This window comes from Brevibacillus sp. FSL K6-2834 (assembly GCF_038592925.1).
Classification (GTDB): Bacteria; Bacillota; Bacilli; order Brevibacillales; family Brevibacillaceae; genus Brevibacillus; species Brevibacillus borstelensis.
In genome coordinates, this window is the sequence record NZ_CP151945.1 from 675001 (window position 1) to 690051 (window position 15051).

The following is a 15051-nucleotide window of genomic DNA, read 5'->3' on the forward strand; positions in this document are numbered from 1 at the left end:
AGACGATGAGGTTGATAGGTTCGGTGTGGAAGCGCGGCAACGCGTGGAGCTGACGAATACTAATCGGTCGAGGACTTATCCACACAAATCCTTACAGCATGCATATCCAGTTTTGAAGGCGCGAAGCTGCATGAATTGCGTTAGTGCCTTTATCATTGTTCCTCGGTAGCTCAGTTGGTAGAGCAATCGGCTGTTAACCGATCGGTCGGGGGTTCGAGTCCCTCCCGAGGAGCCATATACGGAGAGTTACCCAAGAGGCCGAAGGGGACGGTTTGCTAAACCGTTAGTATGCGTAAGCGTAGCGAGGGTTCGAATCCCTCACTCTCCGCCATGTTTAACCTTTATAAATAGTGGCGGTGTAGCTCAGATGGCTAGAGCGTTCGGTTCATACCCGAAAGGTCGGGGGTTCGATCCCCTCCGCCGCTACCAACCTAAGTTGCGGTCGTGGTGGAATTGGCAGACACACCATCTTGAGGGGGTGGCGGGGCGACCCGTGCGAGTTCGAGTCTCGCCGACCGCACCATGAAAAAATATGGCCCGTTGGTGAAGCGGTTTAACACAGCAGCCTTTCACGCTGTCATTCAGGGGTTCGAATCCCCTACGGGTCACCATACAAGTGCTTCGCAAATTTTCGGTAACATCCGGGTTTTTTGCGAAGGATTCTGGAGGCTTAGCTCAGCTGGGAGAGCATCTGCCTTACAAGCAGAGGGTCGGCGGTTCGATCCCGTCAGCCTCCACCATATGCTTTATTCGTTGCTATCGGTTACGGGATCTCACCGTGCCGGTTCACCCTCGAAGAAGTTCAAAGGAGTATTGCTCGGGTACTTCAGATCTTGCTCGCATGTGAAGAGTAATAGACGCAGCGTCGCAAGTGGAAGCGATCCCGTCAGCCTCCACCATTTATTTATTAAAATCGTCGCGGGATGGAGCAGTCTGGCAGCTCGTCGGGCTCATAACCCGAAGGTCGCAGGTTCAAATCCTGCTCCCGCAACCAAATTTTCTACTTGTACTACCTCGATATACTTTCCGTTCAAGTAGGATCAAAGTGCTCTTGGGTGCAACCAAATATGGAGCTGTGGTGAAGTTGGAGTTCACGCCGGTCTGTCACACCGGAGGTCGCGGGTTCGAGTCCCGTCAGCTCCGCCATTTTATCCCTAGCGGATATCATTTGCGGATTAGCATTTTTTGGCTCGGTAGCTCAGTCGGTAGAGCAGAGGACTGAAAATCCTCGTGTCGGCGGTTCGATTCCGTCCCGAGCCACCATTATTGCCAACAATATCATGCCGGTGTAGCTCAATTGGTAGAGCACCTGACTTGTAATCAGGGGGTTGTGGGTTCAAGTCCTATCGCCGGCACCACTTTTGGGGTATAGCCAAGCGGTAAGGCAACGGACTTTGACTCCGTCATTCCTAGGTTCGAATCCTAGTACCCCAGCCACTTGTTTGAGCCATTAGCTCAGTTGGTAGAGCATCTGACTTTTAATCAGAGGGTCGAAGGTTCGAGTCCTTCATGGCTCACCAGTTTTTCAAAAATAACAGTTTCTCAATGTGCATGCGGGTGTGGCGGAATGGCAGACGCACCAGATTTAGGTTCTGGCGGGCAACCGTGGGGGTTCAAGTCCCTTCACCCGCACCATAGGCGTCAAACCCTTGAGAAATCAAGGTTTTTTTATTTTCGCCAGAAGTTGGTGTGGGAGAAAATAGTCCCCGAAAGTGTCGTTGGGGACGAAATGGGGACGAACACCTCAAATCGACTGTTTTTTGGGGTCGAACTGGTCGAATTTGTCCGCGAGGTCCCGACTCACTTGTTTGGTAACGTGTGCGTAGATATCTGCCGTCGTTTGGTGTTGCTTATGCCCCAGACGCTCCTGGATCGCTTTCAAAGATGCACCCTGATGGATGAGCAATGTAGCTGAGCTGTGTCGTAGATCGTGGAACCTGATGTATCGCAGCCCGTGACGCTTTACGAATTTACTCCACCACTCGGAAGGGTAGGTAAAGTATAGCGGCTTTCCGTAGCCGGCGTGAAATACATATTCACGGTCACCCCCCTCCCATCTGTCCCGGATTTTCATCTTTTCTTCTCGCCATTGTAAATGGTATCGGCGCATTTCCTCCATATACCAACCTGGCATCTGTACGATGCGATCTTCACCGTTTTTCGGATCTTTTTCATATACCTTACCATCTGCTGTAAGTGGAATACTCTTTTTGATATGGATCGCATTTTCAGCGAAAAGTACCTGCGGCCACTCTAGTGCAATCAATTCACCGCGTCTAAATCCACCGATTATTGCCCCGAGGATGAGTAGTCGCCACATCAATGGCTCTTCATTCAGCGCTTTGATCACCTCTTGTGCCTCATCAGCTTCGTAGAATTGAGCTTTTTTCTTTTCTGCCTTTGGTTTCTTAATTTCCTTTATCGGATTAGATTTAATGAGTTTCCAACTTTCCGCTTGGGCGAATATATTCCGCATGACCGAGTAGATGTATTGAATGGTACGTCCAGATAGCATTTGGCCGCGGTCGTCTTTCCTTGATCCAGGATTGGAGAGACGATCCAAAAGGGTGATGATGTGCATCGGTTTGATTTCATCAAGTCTTTTGTGCCCGAGTGCTGGCAGGATGTGATTCCGAATATGACCCAAGTACTCTTTTAAGGTTTTTGGGGCAAGCTGCTTTTCAGCGTACTTGGTTCTCCACTCTTCAATAAAGGCGGCGAAGGTCATCTTCTCAGGAGTGATGTACTCACCGGCCTCAACCTCAAGCTTGAATTTAAGCCACTCACTTTCCAGATACTCTCTAAGTTTCTTTTTTGTTTTCAATAACGCTGGATCTTCAACCTTAATGACTTTTCTTTCACGCAACCGTTCTCCATTAGGTCCATACCCCAATTCAACGGTTAAACGCCAAGAATTAGCGCCGCGCTTTTCAATACTTGCCATGTTTGGTTCACCTCCATGGATTCATCTGCAGGATTTCTTCGAGGTCTGCCACCTGCAACATCAGAAATTCGGCATCCCAATAATCTAGCATGTTTTCCGTCGCACGCCTACGGAGAGGGTCAAGCCGAATCCCGAACTTCCCTGGTTTATCTTCGCTCACGGTCAGATCTGCAAGCGTCACCGTTATCCCCATGCTGTCCGACGAGAAATCTTCCGCTCCCTGTCGTTGGAAGGGAGCAGCTATGGGGATATAGGCTATATCTTTGTTCCAATCAAGTTCCCCCTTCCGAAAATTGATGACGTACCAGAGCGGGGCCAGCTCCCCCTCGAAATAATCGTAAAAAACCGCAATTTTCATCGAATTACAACTCCTTGTCCTTTTTGAAATTTTCTTTTTATTGCAGTCAGAAAGAGCCTTTTTGTTTCGTCTGACCAGTTTGTGGGATCTGCTTTGCTGTACTGACTCTGAAGATAGGTAGCAATCCTCTGACTGTATTCTTCCTGGCTGATACGGCCTCTTATCTGATTGAATCGACGGGTCGCCAAAGAAACGGGAACATTGAACGTATGAGCCAAATAGAAAGGAATTTCATTCTCGTAGACCGGCAAAACAAGTTCCTGGACCATGAAGAAGGGAATTGCTGCATACTGCTGGAACAGGGAGGCTTGCATCTCCTGTAGGTCCCGGAAAGTCTTGGGGAGAGTCCTCTGATCACCTACGTGACGGAGTGGATGGCATAACTCATGAAAAAATTCACTCCGCAAAGAAGGCTCGTCCAAACGAGAGTCGAGAATGATCATAAAGTCATTAGAGCCATCGTCAATCCAACGGGCATGTGATCTTGTCGGAAAATAGGAAATTTCACCCCCAAAAATGTTTGCAATCCGGTGAATGTCAAGGTCTTCTGGCGTGAAGATGGAATGTGCGAGGTATTTTTCAGCAATCCATTCCTCAAGTGGTGTCATTTTGTAGAGTGTTAGATTCATTGAATACCCCTCCTGACAAAACGTATGTTCGTATATATAGGTGAAAATAATAGCCCAAAGGGCTATGAAGGCTATACCAGAATAAAGGATTATTTTTCCCGTTCCTTCGCTCGTCTTTCTTTCATCCTACGGAACAGTTCCAAACTCTCTTTCAAATACTCGGCTTCCTCTTCGGTAAGATCTTCCCCGCCAGTAATGAAGGCAAGGCCCATGCGTGCGTTTTTATCGTCCTTTTTGTCGGAAGGGGAGGGGTCATCAGTACGCCCAGTAATCAAGTAATCCACATTAACATTATACATTTCAGCCATTTTAGCTAGGGTTTCGTTATCAGGCTCTGAGTGGTTATTTTCGTACTTCGATATCGTGGAGTAGTCAAGGCCGAGCATTTTTGCCACCTGCTCTTGTGTCAGTCTTGCTTTTTTGCGTGCCTGTTTTAATCGCTGGCCAAAAGACATTCCTATCACCCCACTTTTCTCCCACTCATTATATAACTATTGAATAATTTTCAAAAGGCATGTGATGAAACTTCAAGTTTTTGTTGACAACTTGAATTTACTTCAAGTAATATATGATCAGAACATGAAAAAACTTCACATGAGGTGGTGAACAAAAAATGCCCAACCCGCAGATTTTGGAAAAATACCGCCTGAAACGGAAAATGTCCGTGAAGCAGCTTACTGAAAAAATGGGTAAAACCCCAGGTTGGTATTCAAAAATCAAGCGCGGTCACTTCCATTTGCCAAGTTACCATATTCCCAAGATGGCAGAGGTGCTTGGGGTGAAACCTGAGGTACTTGCAAAGGAGTATTTTTCTGAAGTCAAACTTGAAAAAACGTCAAGTTTTGATGAAGACGAACCACAAACCGCCTAAAATGGCGCGGAAAGGAGGAAATCCCATGGGACAAGGGATACTGACCCCCGCTGAATGTGCGAAATACATCGGCGTCCACCGTGACACGATTTACGCGATGGTTCGCAAAAAGGAAATCCCGCATTTTCGGGTTCGCTCCCGCATTTTCTTCCGAGTTGAGAGCATCGACGCCTGGATGCGTGAGCAGGAACAGAAAAACACCAAGTCTTCGGCCTAGTAACTCAACATCTTTTTGAATATTCTAGCTGTTTCTCTTTCTTAGTTCTATTCCTGCTTTTTCCTACTCGCTGTTTTCATTATCTCCACTTTACGCGATTGTCATGCTGCACGGAGGAGTATGATGCCCGGTATTTGATCACAGATCTGTCACCCAACAACGGAATCCGAGGAGGGAGATCCATATGGAACGTTCCCTGGTAGAGGAGGCATTCATCGAGCTGCAAGATGCTCAGTCCAATTTGAAGGAAACAGGTTTCTCGTCACCCTTTTTGCTTACGGAACCTGGATTAAAAAAAGCTGAATCCATATGCACAGATACCAAAAAGTAGTGGTTACTCAGGGGAAGTTAGTCTTCCCTATCGTTTTTCTTACAAGTTGAAACTGAGTAGTAACAAAAGGACACGATCATAAAGGCGCTTGTCCATTTGTTAGTGGTCAGATTCGGAAAAAAGTGAGGAGGGGTTGTTATGCAATACGTTGAGCTGATGGTTTTGAGCGGTCGGGAACACAACGTTTTGAATCTTCTCAAGAAGAAAATTGAAATGCTGGTTGAGGCCGATGATTCATACGCGTTCCTGAGAGATGTGGTTGTATGCCACTTCCGGAAGGGGGTCTCTCAGGTTTCTCACCGCGTCAAATATAGCTATGAGAAGGGGGTGAAAAGCTACCTGTTTATCGGTGCCGATCTGATGAATTGGACCACCGATCAACTGGAGAAGTTGTATTACGTTTTAACAAGCGGCATCCCATTTGTGATCGGGTTGGTTCGGAAGTGGCAGCAGATTCAACAACGGCTGTTTACTTCTCAGGAAGAGATTGAACGTATGGCTCGTAACCTCGGGACAGAATTGGAGCCGGAGATTCGCCTGGTGTTACCTGAAAAAGAGACTGACACTGTTCAGGCGGTTGAAATCCAGGCTGCAGTTGAAGAAGCCAAGGCTGAAAACGTGGTTCGTAAGCGCGTGTCTTTCAAGGAGATGGTGGAGCGCTTCAAACAAAAAGTGAGTTCCATTGGGCAGAGGATAGAGGAAAGGGAGATCGGTCGGAAATCCAAGCGGGTTCTTTCTCTTTCTTACGACTTTGTTCTTAATTTGATTAAGCGACACTTGCCCCAGGCGATCCAACCCAACGTGTTCATCCCGACAGAATGGCTAATCAAGTGGCTGCCGGTACTCATTGAAGAAGAGATGAAACATCAAGGCTCAGTGGCTTAACGGCGGAAGTGAGAAGAAGAAGGAGTTGAGACAGTGAAAAACGGTAAAAACCTGACGCGAACGCAAAAACTCGTACTTCTTAGCCGCGACCTAAATCCGAAGGAATGGCTAATAAGCAAAAAGTTGCCCGATATGTGGCTGCTCGTTCATCGACGGACAAAACAAACATTAGCATTATCGCTCAATAGTAGTTCATATGCGAGTTAAATTCCCCTGTAGACAACATTTCATCAGCTTGTTGGATATTCTCCTGACATTGTTTAATCTGTACAGCTTTTTGAGGAAAAAACAGTGGAGGGAGATAACAATGGATTCCTTTAAACCAGCGAAAATAATTGCTAGCATCCTTTGGCTTGTTACTGTGATCATTATGTTTTATTGGGGGGAGAGATGAGGACATGTTGTTTGATCCATAGTGTAAGCCTGTAACCCGAGTTGATTTCGTTACCAAACTTAAAACTACTATATCAAAAAAGTGACACAACGAGGAGGTGTAACATTGAGTGGGAAAACCGGAACATTAGTCCGTTATAAGTTTCGGCAACCGAACAACGACTTCATTGTTGCCATTCTTAAACAAGACGATGGCGAAGAAATTACCATCATCGGGACTATTTATGGGGTAGAGCCAAACGAGAAAATCACGGTTTACGGCGATTGGTTTAAACATCCCCAGTTTGGCGAACAGTACCGTGTCGAGCGTTGGGAACGTCCGATTCCGAAAAGCAAGGAACAGGTAATTGCTTTCCTTTCATCGTCCTTGGTGAAAGGCTGCGGGGAGAAAAGAGCCAAGCAGATTGTTGATGTCCTGGGTGAGAACGCATTAGATATTATCATGAAAGAAGGAGAAGCTTGCTTGCTGCCGATCCGTGGAATTGGTCAGCAAAAGGCATCTTCTATTGTCTCCAGTGTGCGGGCATCGTTTGAGGTTCAACAGATCATGATGGAGCTGTCACAGTACGGGATAAGTACAAGTATTGTCGTGAAGACCTACAAAGATTTTGGCTCCAACACGCTGGACATTATCAAGCGGAATCCGTACCAGCTCACCAAACTGGATCTCATCGGCTTTCTTAAGGCAGACGAAATCGCTAAAAGGATGGGCATTATGCCCAACTCAATGTTCCGGATTGAATCCTGTGTGGATTATGTTCTGAAAAAGATGTGCTTCGATTTTGGCCATTGCTTCATTCCAGAAGCAGAGTTGATCGATGAGGTTCTGAAGGTTCTCAACCACAACTCGGACGTACACATTACACGGGAAGAGGTTGAACAGGGGATTTTTCAGCTGGAGGAAAACGGCCGCCTCATCATAGAGGAAGAGGGAGTCTATCCTCCTTTTTTGTATCGCTCCGAAAAGAGACTGGCCCAACTCCTGCTCAAATTTATGCGAAGCGGCAGTAACAACGTAAACATGGCTGCTATCGATACTGCCATCAAAGACTACCAGGTACGTTCCAAAATCGTATTGGCGGAAGGACAACGTGAAGCGATCCGGAAGTTGTTCACGGAAAACCTGTTGATCTTAACCGGTGGTCCAGGATGTGGGAAAACCGCAAGCGTAAAAGCCGTCATTGATGTGTATCAACGGCTTAACCCAGTGGCAAGTATTGCTTTGGCTGCACCGACAGGACGAGCCAGCCGCAAACTGACGGAGGTAACCGGACTGGATGCGGCCACCATTCACAGGCTCATTAACTTCCGGCCGGGAGAGGAGCCTGAATTCAACGAGAGCAATCCGCTTGAAGCAGATTTACTCATCGTCGATGAAATATCCATGATGGACATACAGCTGGCCGATCTGTTGTTTAGAGCGATCAATCCGAACAAAACGAAAGTACTACTGGTAGGGGATCAGGATCAGCTCCCTTCCGTGAACCCAGGAAATGTACTAAAAGATATGTTGGACGCTGGCGTTCCGCACGTGCGGCTCACAGAAGTCTTTCGCCAGGCGCAAAACAGCCAGATTGTTACCAATGCTCACCGGATCAATAAAGGCGAGTCAATTGTCATTGATCCAGCGAAACAAGACTTTTACTTCATCCAGCGGGAAAAGCCGGAAGAGATCGCTGCAACGATTCGGAACAGTGTGGTGAGGTTTACACAGCTTGGATACACCGCTGCAGATATTCTTGTCCTCAGTCCCATGAAAAAGGGACCCATTGGAACAGAAGAGCTGAATCGTGTGCTCCAGGAAACCCTCAATCCCTCTGCCCCCTATAAAGAAGAAATCGTGGTCGGGAAAACAGTCTTTCGAGTCGGGGACAAGATCATACAGACCAAGAACAACTACACAAAAGGGGTTTTCAACGGCGATATCGGCACGATTAATCGGATTGATTACCTGCTGGACAAAGAAGGGCACGTAACGGAAGAGAAAGGTCTGTACTGCACGATCAACGGCCAAGCGGTGACATACACAAAGGAAGAATTACATGAGCTTCAACTGGCCTATAGTATCACCATACACAAGTCGCAGGGAGGGCAGGCTCCCATCGTCATCATACCGGTATCGACCAGTCATTACATCATGCTTGCGAGAAATCTCATTTACACCGGAATCACCCGGGCCGAATCCAAAGTAGTCTTGGTGGGAACCAAAAAAGCCTTGCAGATTGCGATTAAGAACAACAAGATTGTGGCACGTAATACGAGACTAACCAAACGAATCGTTGAGGACATTCAGCTATATGGACTGAACAAGGCAGCCCCGACTCTTCCTAATTGGGAGGAGAGAAGGGCTGTTGTTTTTTCCTAGTTTATAAAGCTTGGGATGCCATTCATTACAAGAGGGGGTTAACTTGGATACCGCCGGCCAGCATTGCCGAGCAACTCGAAGACGTGGCGGTACTGCCTGATGGGGAGGTCAGGGAATACAAAGGCTATTTCCCCAGCGGCCAGTTCAAGACGATCATCCTGTTCGAGGACAAACGGAATCTCCAGAGCGGCCAGGGCCTCACGAAGGTAGCTGACCTCCGACCAGGGTACCGGATAGTAAAACGACTTTTCCATATGATCACGCTCCTTGTGGTGAGCGTAGCATACCGGGTTGGGACAAAAAAAGGTTTTACACAATCAATTATGTTAAGAGGGGGACAAATGATGAACATGCAATTGTCTGTCACCAAAGGGGAAACCAGCGACTAGGGGAACTTCTGGACAAAGCACAGAGACGTGAGGAACAGTGGATAGGCGCTTACAACAAAGCCATAGCACGTGAGAAAAAGCTGGTCGAGGCGTTGCAGATCATAAAGGAGAGAAGCACTGATTACTGTGCTGTTGGTGTCGCCAACACACGCTGAAAGAGTTGGAGTTGATTTAACAAAAGAGAAAAAGAGGACAGGAATATTAAAACAGAGTGTTATAAGTCTCTCCAAATTTTTGCCAAGCCTTCACAAAAGCATAGGCGAGTACACATAGACCAAGGAAAATGATACCCAAAGAGTCTGTCAAGATTTTTGTGTAAACGTGAAAACGATGCTTCATATGTCGGGCTTGACATGGAGCCACTGGCGGGCATGAGTTCTTGCGATTGAGCGATGGAGAAGATCACACCATCGCAAGGCAAAGTAGCCTATCATGCCCGCCCCCTCCATGTAAAGCCCTTCATCGAATCTGTACCCGTTCTGGGAAATGTACAGTCAACTGGAGAAGGATTTGCCCCCAATTTTGGACCCGCCCTGTCCACTTCCGAATGACATCCATCGTCGCCAAATATAGCATTTTGAGTAGCGATTCATCCGTCGGAAAGATACTTTTTCCCTTTGTCACCTTCCGGAGTTGTCGATGGTAGCTTTCGATCATATTCGTTGTATAGATGAGCTTGCGCAACTCGGGGGAGTATTTGAAAAAGGTCGCCAGTTCATCCCAGTTACTCCGCCACGACCGGACAATCAGGGGATACTGTTTTCCCCAGGTCTCCTCAAATTGATCCAATTCCAGGAGAGCCGCCTCTTCCGTTGGGGCCGTATAGATCGGACGCAAGGCCGTAGTAATCTTCTTCAAATCCTTGTACGACACATATTTGATGGAATTGCGGATCTGGTGGATGATACATTTTTGAACCTCCGTTTGCGGATAGCTGGCTGCAATGGCTTCGCTGAAGCCTTTTAAATTGTCTACACAGATAATCAAAATGTCCTGAACGCCACGATTTTTCAGATCCGTCAACACATGTAGCCAGAACTTGGCTGACTCGTTTTCTCCGATCCAGATGCCAAGAACGTCCTTATAGCCTTCCAAATCAATGCCAATGACCATATAGGCGGCTTTGCTGATAATTTGCCCGTCCTGTTTTACCTTAAAATGAATGGCATCCATGAAAACAACGGAATACACGCTTTGCAGCGGGCGATTTTGCCATTCCTTGATAAGAGGTAACAGTTTAGCTGTTACGTTGGAGATAAGGGTCGGGGATACCTCAAGTCCATACAGATTGTGCAAATGATCCTGAATATCCCGTGTGCTCATGCCTTTGGCGTACATAGAGACGATTTGATCTTCAATACCCGTTACATGTCTCTGGTGTTTCTTGACAATCGCAGGTTCAAATTCTCCAAGACGATCACGGGGAATCGTGAGATCCAACTCCCCATACTCAGACGTAACCGTTTTTTTGCTATAGCCGTTCCGACTGTTTTTCGTCTGCTTCTGCTTGCTGTCATGCTTGGCATAGCCCAATTCGGTATCCAATTCGGCCTCCAACATTTCTTGCAGTGTTTCTGCAAAAATGTCCTTCAGGGCTTTTTGAACATCCTCCATGGTTTGCAAGTTGTGTTCTTTGATAAGTTGGCGCAGCTGGTCTTTTGGAATGAGTCCCATGTGTTCTCTCAACCTCACTTTGTTTCATTGTAATGGAATGTGGAATGAGAGTTTACACAAAATATTTTACAGTCCCTACCCAAACAGCCGTGCCTCATGTAACAACCTCTTTCGGAGAAAAATTTTAGAGACCAACTAGTTACTATACTACAACAGATGGACAAGTTGTTTAAGTTGAAAATACGGAGCTGGTGCCCCCTTTATCGGGAACACCAGCCGATGGGTTAGTCTTGTTTTGACTCGCCATCTGTACCAAACAAATGCCTCAAGACGATCTGGGTCACGTCAGATACCCGCTCGAAGACGAATGCGACCCCTGTCTCATGAGGCTGAACATGGTAACGAGTCACACCGAACTGCGACAGTTCCTGACTGATCCGCAGAGCGTCAGAGAGACTTACAAAAAAGTACAGACGCTTGGTCATAGTATCACCCCCTTCCGGGCTAAAAGTAGCAGAAGGGGGTTGGGACAAAAAAGAAAAAGCCCCCGAGCAGGGAGCCGAATCCAAGTTTGCAACCATAATTATATCATGGCTATCCGCATGGGTGTGTTTGGCAATCTAAGAGTGCCGAATAATGCCGTATATTCATACGCAGCATGCACCGCTTATGCAGCAGCTTGACATGGAGCCTCTACGGGTATGATACAGGCAGAAAGGGCGATATCAATAAGATTTGGCTTGGCGATCCATCCTATCATACTCGCCTCTCTATGTAAAGCCACGATTGTATAAATGCATTGCAAAACTCAGCATTTTTAAATTGCAATATACATCAGGATCATCTGAGTGTTGTTTTATTATACAAATGCCCAAATTAGTTCAATTGTATGGTAATGTATAATATAGTAATAATATGCATTTTGTTAAATAGTCATTTTTTATTAAAGGAGTGCTGCGGATGGGTTTTAAATCGAAGTACCGGGGTGGTTCAAACATTGAGAGTCCAGAAGCGCTATTTTATGATTTGCGTAATCGTAGCGTCGAAGGATTATTGTCGCATCAAGCAGACGTTTTAAGAGAGTACAAAAAGGACCTAGTAGATTACCCCGAGGTTGCAATGGAGTTGCCAACTGGCAGCGGTAAGACGCTGATCGGTCTGCTAGTTGGCGAGTGGCGGCGGCGTCAGCTGAAGGAACGAGTCGTATACCTATGTCCGACGAAACAACTTGTTCACCAGGTAGTTGATGAAGCACGAACAAAATTTGGGATCAATACTCTTGCATTCACCGGATCGCAACGTGATTACCACCCAAAAGCGAAAGCAGAGTATAACCAGGGTGAAGCGATCGCTGTGACGACTTACAGCAGCCTGTTTAATACAAATCCGTTCTTTTACAATCCAAACTTTATTGTGTTGGATGATGCGCATGCATCAGAGAACTATATTGTCAAACATTGGTCGCTGAATATTTCGAGATATGATTTCCCTGTTATTTATGCGCAACTGCTCGAAATTTTAAAGGACGGCTTGCCACCTGAGCAGTATCAGCGGATGTTATCCGACAACGCCTCTCCTAATGATAAAGCATGGGTCGAAAAAATACCGACCCCTAAATTCGTTTCGCAATTGAGGCAGGTGATTCCGTATTTAGACGAAGCCGTACAGGGTCAAGAAACGCTTAAGTATAATTGGTCCGTTTTAAGGGAACACCTTCGAGCCTGCCATGTCTATGTGAATTACGGGTCAATATTGATTCGACCGATTATTCCGCCTACTCTCACGCATCCGCCATTCTCACATGCAAATCAGCGACTCTACATGTCTGCTACACTTGGACTTGGTGGTGAGCTAGAGCGAATTACGGGCCGCGACAAGATAAAACGTATCAAAGCCCCCGAAGGATGGGAAAAACATGGTGTTGGAAGACGTTTATTTTTCTTCCCAGGTGTTGCTTTGAACGATGTGGAATCAAATAAGCTTGTCCATTCGTTAATAAAGGAATCTTCCCGTTCACTTATTCTGGTACCGGATCAACAGTCAGCAGACGATCTTATCGCGGAAATTTCTCAAATTGGAAGTAAGGATATCTACCAAGCCAGCGATATTGAGCATTCCAAACATGAGTTTACTAAGAACACTAACGCCGTAGCTGTCCTTGCAAACCGTTATGATGGCATTAATCTCATAGGGGACGAGTGCCGTCTCGAAATTATGCAGGGGTTGCCATCAGCTGCGAACCTACATGAGCGATTTCTGGAAACTAGAATGGCCGCCTCACTGCTACTCAGGGATCGGGTTCGTACTCGCATTGTACAAGCAGTAGGCCGTTGTACACGGAGCGCAACGGACTACTCGGCTGTTTGTATAGTAGGAGATGAACTGCAAGATCGTTTGCTCCAAAGAGAAAATATTCAACTTTATCATCCAGAAATGCAGGCTGAGCTGCTTTTTGGTTATGATGAATCTAAAGCTGCAACAGGTATTGACGACTTCTTGGACATGTACCGAATTTTCTTGGCCCAAAATGAAGATTGGAAAGATGCAGATGCTCAAATTCTGATGCGACGTCAAGATTATGAACGGAAGCCGGATCCGCTGATGGATAAACTACAGAAAGCAGTGTCGTATGAGCTTTATTATCAGAGGGATATGTGGGCAGGCGATTACCAAGGAGCGTTGAAGCATGCTAACAGCGTTGCTTCACTGCTGGATGGTGACGAGTTAAAGGGTTATCGTGGTTTTTGGTATTATCTGGCAGGTAGTACAGCATGGCTTGCGGCACAAAATGATGAAAGCTTTGCCGCAACGGCACGTAATAAGTTCAATCAAGCAGCGCATTGCACTAATTCTGTTTCTTGGCTTCGTAATCTAGTGCCAGCACCCTCAAAGAACAACGATAAAACAGAAGACGACAAACACCTTGCATTTCTTATCGAGCGTTTAGAAGGCCAACTCTCCAAATTGGGCATAAGTAGTGATAGGAAATTTAATTGTTTAGTCCAGGAAATCCTGAGCGGGCTGGCTTCAAATACGGATGGGAACGCATTTGAACAAGCCCATGTGAAACTCGGAACACTGCTAGGGTATGATGCCGGGAATACTGAGGATACAGGTGGTCCAGACCCATGGTGGATCTGTGGAAACGACTTTTGTTTGGTGTCTGAAGACTATACGGAAACGGATGGATCAAAACCAATACCGTTATATAAGGTTCGTCAACTTACAACGCACCCGACATATATACAGAACCATGTTACAGGTCTTGCTGCAAATACAGAATATGTAAGAGTATTTATTTCCCCGTCACAGACAATTGAAGATTCAGCGGTGACGTATGCACAAGAACTCACTTTCTGGCATCAACCAGCATTCCTTGATTGGGCAAATCAAGCGGTTCAGGTCGTACGAAGTTTGCGGTTGGATTTCACTGAGACTGGGAATGAACTATGGCGTTCGAAAGCAATGGAAGCATATCGTGATGCAAGGTTGGATCCTAAAGGAATAAAGTCCCTTCTTTCGCGATTATCCGACCTCACTTCTACAATAGGTAAGACTGAATCATGCGACGACAAGGAAGGAAAATAAAGGACGGCAAAAAAACGGCACCTTTGCCCGCCAGGGGAATCAACAACTTGACATTGGAAAATATGTCACCACCTTTAAGGTGGTTTTTTGTATTGCGTGCCCAGCAAGCCGTTAATTGCTAGTTGGTGAAAGTCCAACCGAGGTAAGAGCCAAGTCGCCTCGTAGCTGACAGGCAACTGGTGGAGAAATCCTAAGGTTGTAGCCCTGTGACAAAGTAACTCCGAAAGGAGTGCGAGCAAATCAGCGGGCCGTAACATTAAAGTGAATCCTGTCGACTCGTTAAAAGAGACCGCCGCAAGGTGGACAAGGAGGAGACGAGACTGGGGTACATGGGCGAAGTCCATGGAAGAAGAAAGGAGGAAAGAAAAAGGGACTATATGCAGCTAGTCCCTTTTGAATCCCGATATGAACACAAACAAATTATACCAACTTTATGTGTATTTGGTCAACCATTCCTTTGTTCGTTT

Annotated in this window: 12 protein-coding genes, 13 tRNA genes and 1 rRNA gene (1 of these 26 only partly in view); 19 read left to right on the forward strand and 7 right to left on the reverse strand. The window is 46.4% G+C overall.

Annotated features, from left to right (window positions below):
* The 14 genes from NST96_RS03535 to NST96_RS03600 all read left to right on the forward strand — a co-directional run.
* Window positions 1–83: ribosomal RNA gene (locus NST96_RS03535) — 23S ribosomal RNA — on the forward strand; it begins 2924 nt to the left of the window's first position.
* A gap of 76 nt (window positions 84–159) precedes the next feature.
* Window positions 160–235 (forward strand) — tRNA-Asn (locus tag NST96_RS03540).
* A gap of 5 nt (window positions 236–240) precedes the next feature.
* Window positions 241–331: transfer RNA gene (locus NST96_RS03545), tRNA-Ser, on the forward strand.
* A 21-nt stretch (window positions 332–352) separates the two neighbouring features.
* Window positions 353–429 (forward strand) — tRNA-Met (locus NST96_RS03550).
* Between the two features lie 9 nt (window positions 430–438).
* A tRNA-Leu gene (locus tag NST96_RS03555) sits at window positions 439–523 on the forward strand.
* Window positions 524–534: 11 nt separating this feature from the next.
* Window positions 535–611, forward strand: a tRNA-Glu gene (locus NST96_RS03560).
* A gap of 53 nt (window positions 612–664) precedes the next feature.
* Window positions 665–740 (forward strand) — tRNA-Val (locus tag NST96_RS03565).
* A 177-nt stretch (window positions 741–917) separates the two neighbouring features.
* Window positions 918–994: transfer RNA gene (locus tag NST96_RS03570), tRNA-Met, on the forward strand.
* Window positions 995–1069: 75 nt separating this feature from the next.
* Window positions 1070–1146: transfer RNA gene (locus tag NST96_RS03575), tRNA-Asp, on the forward strand.
* A gap of 41 nt (window positions 1147–1187) precedes the next feature.
* Window positions 1188–1263 (forward strand) — tRNA-Phe (locus tag NST96_RS03580).
* Window positions 1264–1282: 19 nt separating this feature from the next.
* Window positions 1283–1358, forward strand: a tRNA-Thr gene (locus NST96_RS03585).
* 4 nt (window positions 1359–1362) lie between these two features.
* Window positions 1363–1437, forward strand: a tRNA-Gln gene (locus tag NST96_RS03590).
* 7 nt (window positions 1438–1444) lie between these two features.
* Window positions 1445–1520, forward strand: a tRNA-Lys gene (locus NST96_RS03595).
* Window positions 1521–1553: 33 nt separating this feature from the next.
* Window positions 1554–1635, forward strand: a tRNA-Leu gene (locus NST96_RS03600).
* 109 nt (window positions 1636–1744) lie between these two features.
* Here the strand turns inward: NST96_RS03600 and NST96_RS03605 are convergent.
* The 4 genes from NST96_RS03605 to NST96_RS03620 all read right to left on the reverse strand — a co-directional run bounded on the left by NST96_RS03605 (window position 1745) and on the right by NST96_RS03620 (window position 4386).
* Window positions 1745–2944, reverse strand: coding sequence for a tyrosine-type recombinase/integrase (locus NST96_RS03605; RefSeq protein ID WP_342405549.1), 1200 nt, complete (start codon window positions 2942–2944; stop codon window positions 1745–1747).
* 7 nt (window positions 2945–2951) lie between these two features.
* Window positions 2952–3302, reverse strand: coding sequence for a hypothetical protein (locus NST96_RS03610; RefSeq protein ID WP_024983301.1), 351 nt, complete (start codon window positions 3300–3302; stop codon window positions 2952–2954).
* A complete protein-coding gene (locus tag NST96_RS03615) occupies window positions 3299–3931 on the reverse strand; it encodes an ImmA/IrrE family metallo-endopeptidase (RefSeq protein WP_342405550.1) in 633 nt (210 codons plus the stop codon). The genes NST96_RS03610 and NST96_RS03615 overlap by 4 nt, the downstream gene beginning before the upstream one ends.
* An 89-nt stretch (window positions 3932–4020) precedes the next feature.
* Window positions 4021–4386, reverse strand: a complete 366-nt coding sequence (locus NST96_RS03620; protein WP_342406529.1) for a helix-turn-helix transcriptional regulator — start codon at window positions 4384–4386, stop codon at window positions 4021–4023.
* Between the two features lie 158 nt (window positions 4387–4544).
* Between NST96_RS03620 and NST96_RS03625 the strand changes: the two genes are divergently transcribed.
* From NST96_RS03625 to NST96_RS03640, 4 genes are all read left to right on the forward strand, one after another.
* On the forward strand, window positions 4545–4802 hold the full coding sequence (locus tag NST96_RS03625; protein WP_342405551.1) for a helix-turn-helix transcriptional regulator: 258 nt from the start codon (window positions 4545–4547) through the stop codon (window positions 4800–4802).
* 25 nt (window positions 4803–4827) lie between these two features.
* Window positions 4828–5019, forward strand: coding sequence for a helix-turn-helix domain-containing protein (locus NST96_RS03630; protein WP_342405552.1), 192 nt, complete (start codon window positions 4828–4830; stop codon window positions 5017–5019).
* Window positions 5020–5488: 469 nt separating this feature from the next.
* Window positions 5489–6235 (forward strand): hypothetical protein, encoded by a 747-nt coding sequence (locus NST96_RS03635; protein ID WP_342405553.1) that lies wholly within the window; start codon window positions 5489–5491, stop codon window positions 6233–6235.
* A gap of 499 nt (window positions 6236–6734) precedes the next feature.
* On the forward strand, window positions 6735–8993 hold the full coding sequence (locus NST96_RS03640) for an ATP-dependent RecD-like DNA helicase (RefSeq protein WP_342405554.1): 2259 nt from the start codon (window positions 6735–6737) through the stop codon (window positions 8991–8993).
* Between the two features lie 38 nt (window positions 8994–9031).
* On the opposite strand, the gene NST96_RS03645 is transcribed toward NST96_RS03640, so the two are convergent.
* The 3 genes from NST96_RS03645 to NST96_RS03655 form a co-directional block, all read right to left on the reverse strand.
* Complete coding sequence (locus NST96_RS03645; RefSeq protein ID WP_310769132.1) at window positions 9032–9247, reverse strand: hypothetical protein; 216 nt, start codon at window positions 9245–9247, stop codon at window positions 9032–9034.
* A 594-nt stretch (window positions 9248–9841) separates the two neighbouring features.
* On the reverse strand, window positions 9842–11056 hold the full coding sequence (locus NST96_RS03650) for an IS256 family transposase (RefSeq protein WP_122953491.1): 1215 nt from the start codon (window positions 11054–11056) through the stop codon (window positions 9842–9844).
* A gap of 224 nt (window positions 11057–11280) precedes the next feature.
* Window positions 11281–11481: a hypothetical protein gene (locus tag NST96_RS03655; protein ID WP_310769134.1), complete on the reverse strand. Its 201-nt coding sequence runs from the start codon at window positions 11479–11481 to the stop codon at window positions 11281–11283.
* Between the two features lie 475 nt (window positions 11482–11956).
* Between NST96_RS03655 and NST96_RS03660 the strand changes: the two genes are divergently transcribed.
* A complete protein-coding gene (locus tag NST96_RS03660; protein ID WP_342405555.1) occupies window positions 11957–14584 on the forward strand; it encodes a DEAD/DEAH box helicase in 2628 nt (875 codons plus the stop codon).
* The last annotated feature ends 467 nt before the right edge of the window (window positions 14585–15051 follow it).

What these genes read in the sequence shown, in the direction of transcription:
- NST96_RS03605 (WP_342405549.1), bottom strand. Translation starts at nt 2,944, where the DNA reads ATGGCAAGTATTGAAAAGCGCGGCGCTAATTCTTGGCGTTTAACCGTT.
- NST96_RS03610 (WP_024983301.1), bottom strand. Translation starts at nt 3,302, where the DNA reads ATGAAAATTGCGGTTTTTTACGATTATTTCGAGGGGGAGCTGGCCCCG.
- NST96_RS03615 (WP_342405550.1), bottom strand. Translation starts at nt 3,931, where the DNA reads ATGAATCTAACACTCTACAAAATGACACCACTTGAGGAATGGATTGCT.
- NST96_RS03620 (WP_342406529.1), bottom strand. Translation starts at nt 4,386, where the DNA reads ATGTCTTTTGGCCAGCGATTAAAACAGGCACGCAAAAAAGCAAGACTG.
- NST96_RS03625 (WP_342405551.1), top strand. Translation starts at nt 4,545, where the DNA reads ATGCCCAACCCGCAGATTTTGGAAAAATACCGCCTGAAACGGAAAATG.
- NST96_RS03630 (WP_342405552.1), top strand. Translation starts at nt 4,828, where the DNA reads ATGGGACAAGGGATACTGACCCCCGCTGAATGTGCGAAATACATCGGC.
- NST96_RS03635 (WP_342405553.1), top strand. Translation starts at nt 5,489, where the DNA reads ATGCAATACGTTGAGCTGATGGTTTTGAGCGGTCGGGAACACAACGTT.
- NST96_RS03645 (WP_310769132.1), bottom strand. Translation starts at nt 9,247, where the DNA reads ATGGAAAAGTCGTTTTACTATCCGGTACCCTGGTCGGAGGTCAGCTAC.
- NST96_RS03650 (WP_122953491.1), bottom strand. Translation starts at nt 11,056, where the DNA reads ATGGGACTCATTCCAAAAGACCAGCTGCGCCAACTTATCAAAGAACAC.
- NST96_RS03655 (WP_310769134.1), bottom strand. Translation starts at nt 11,481, where the DNA reads ATGACCAAGCGTCTGTACTTTTTTGTAAGTCTCTCTGACGCTCTGCGG.
- NST96_RS03660 (WP_342405555.1), top strand. Translation starts at nt 11,957, where the DNA reads ATGGGTTTTAAATCGAAGTACCGGGGTGGTTCAAACATTGAGAGTCCA.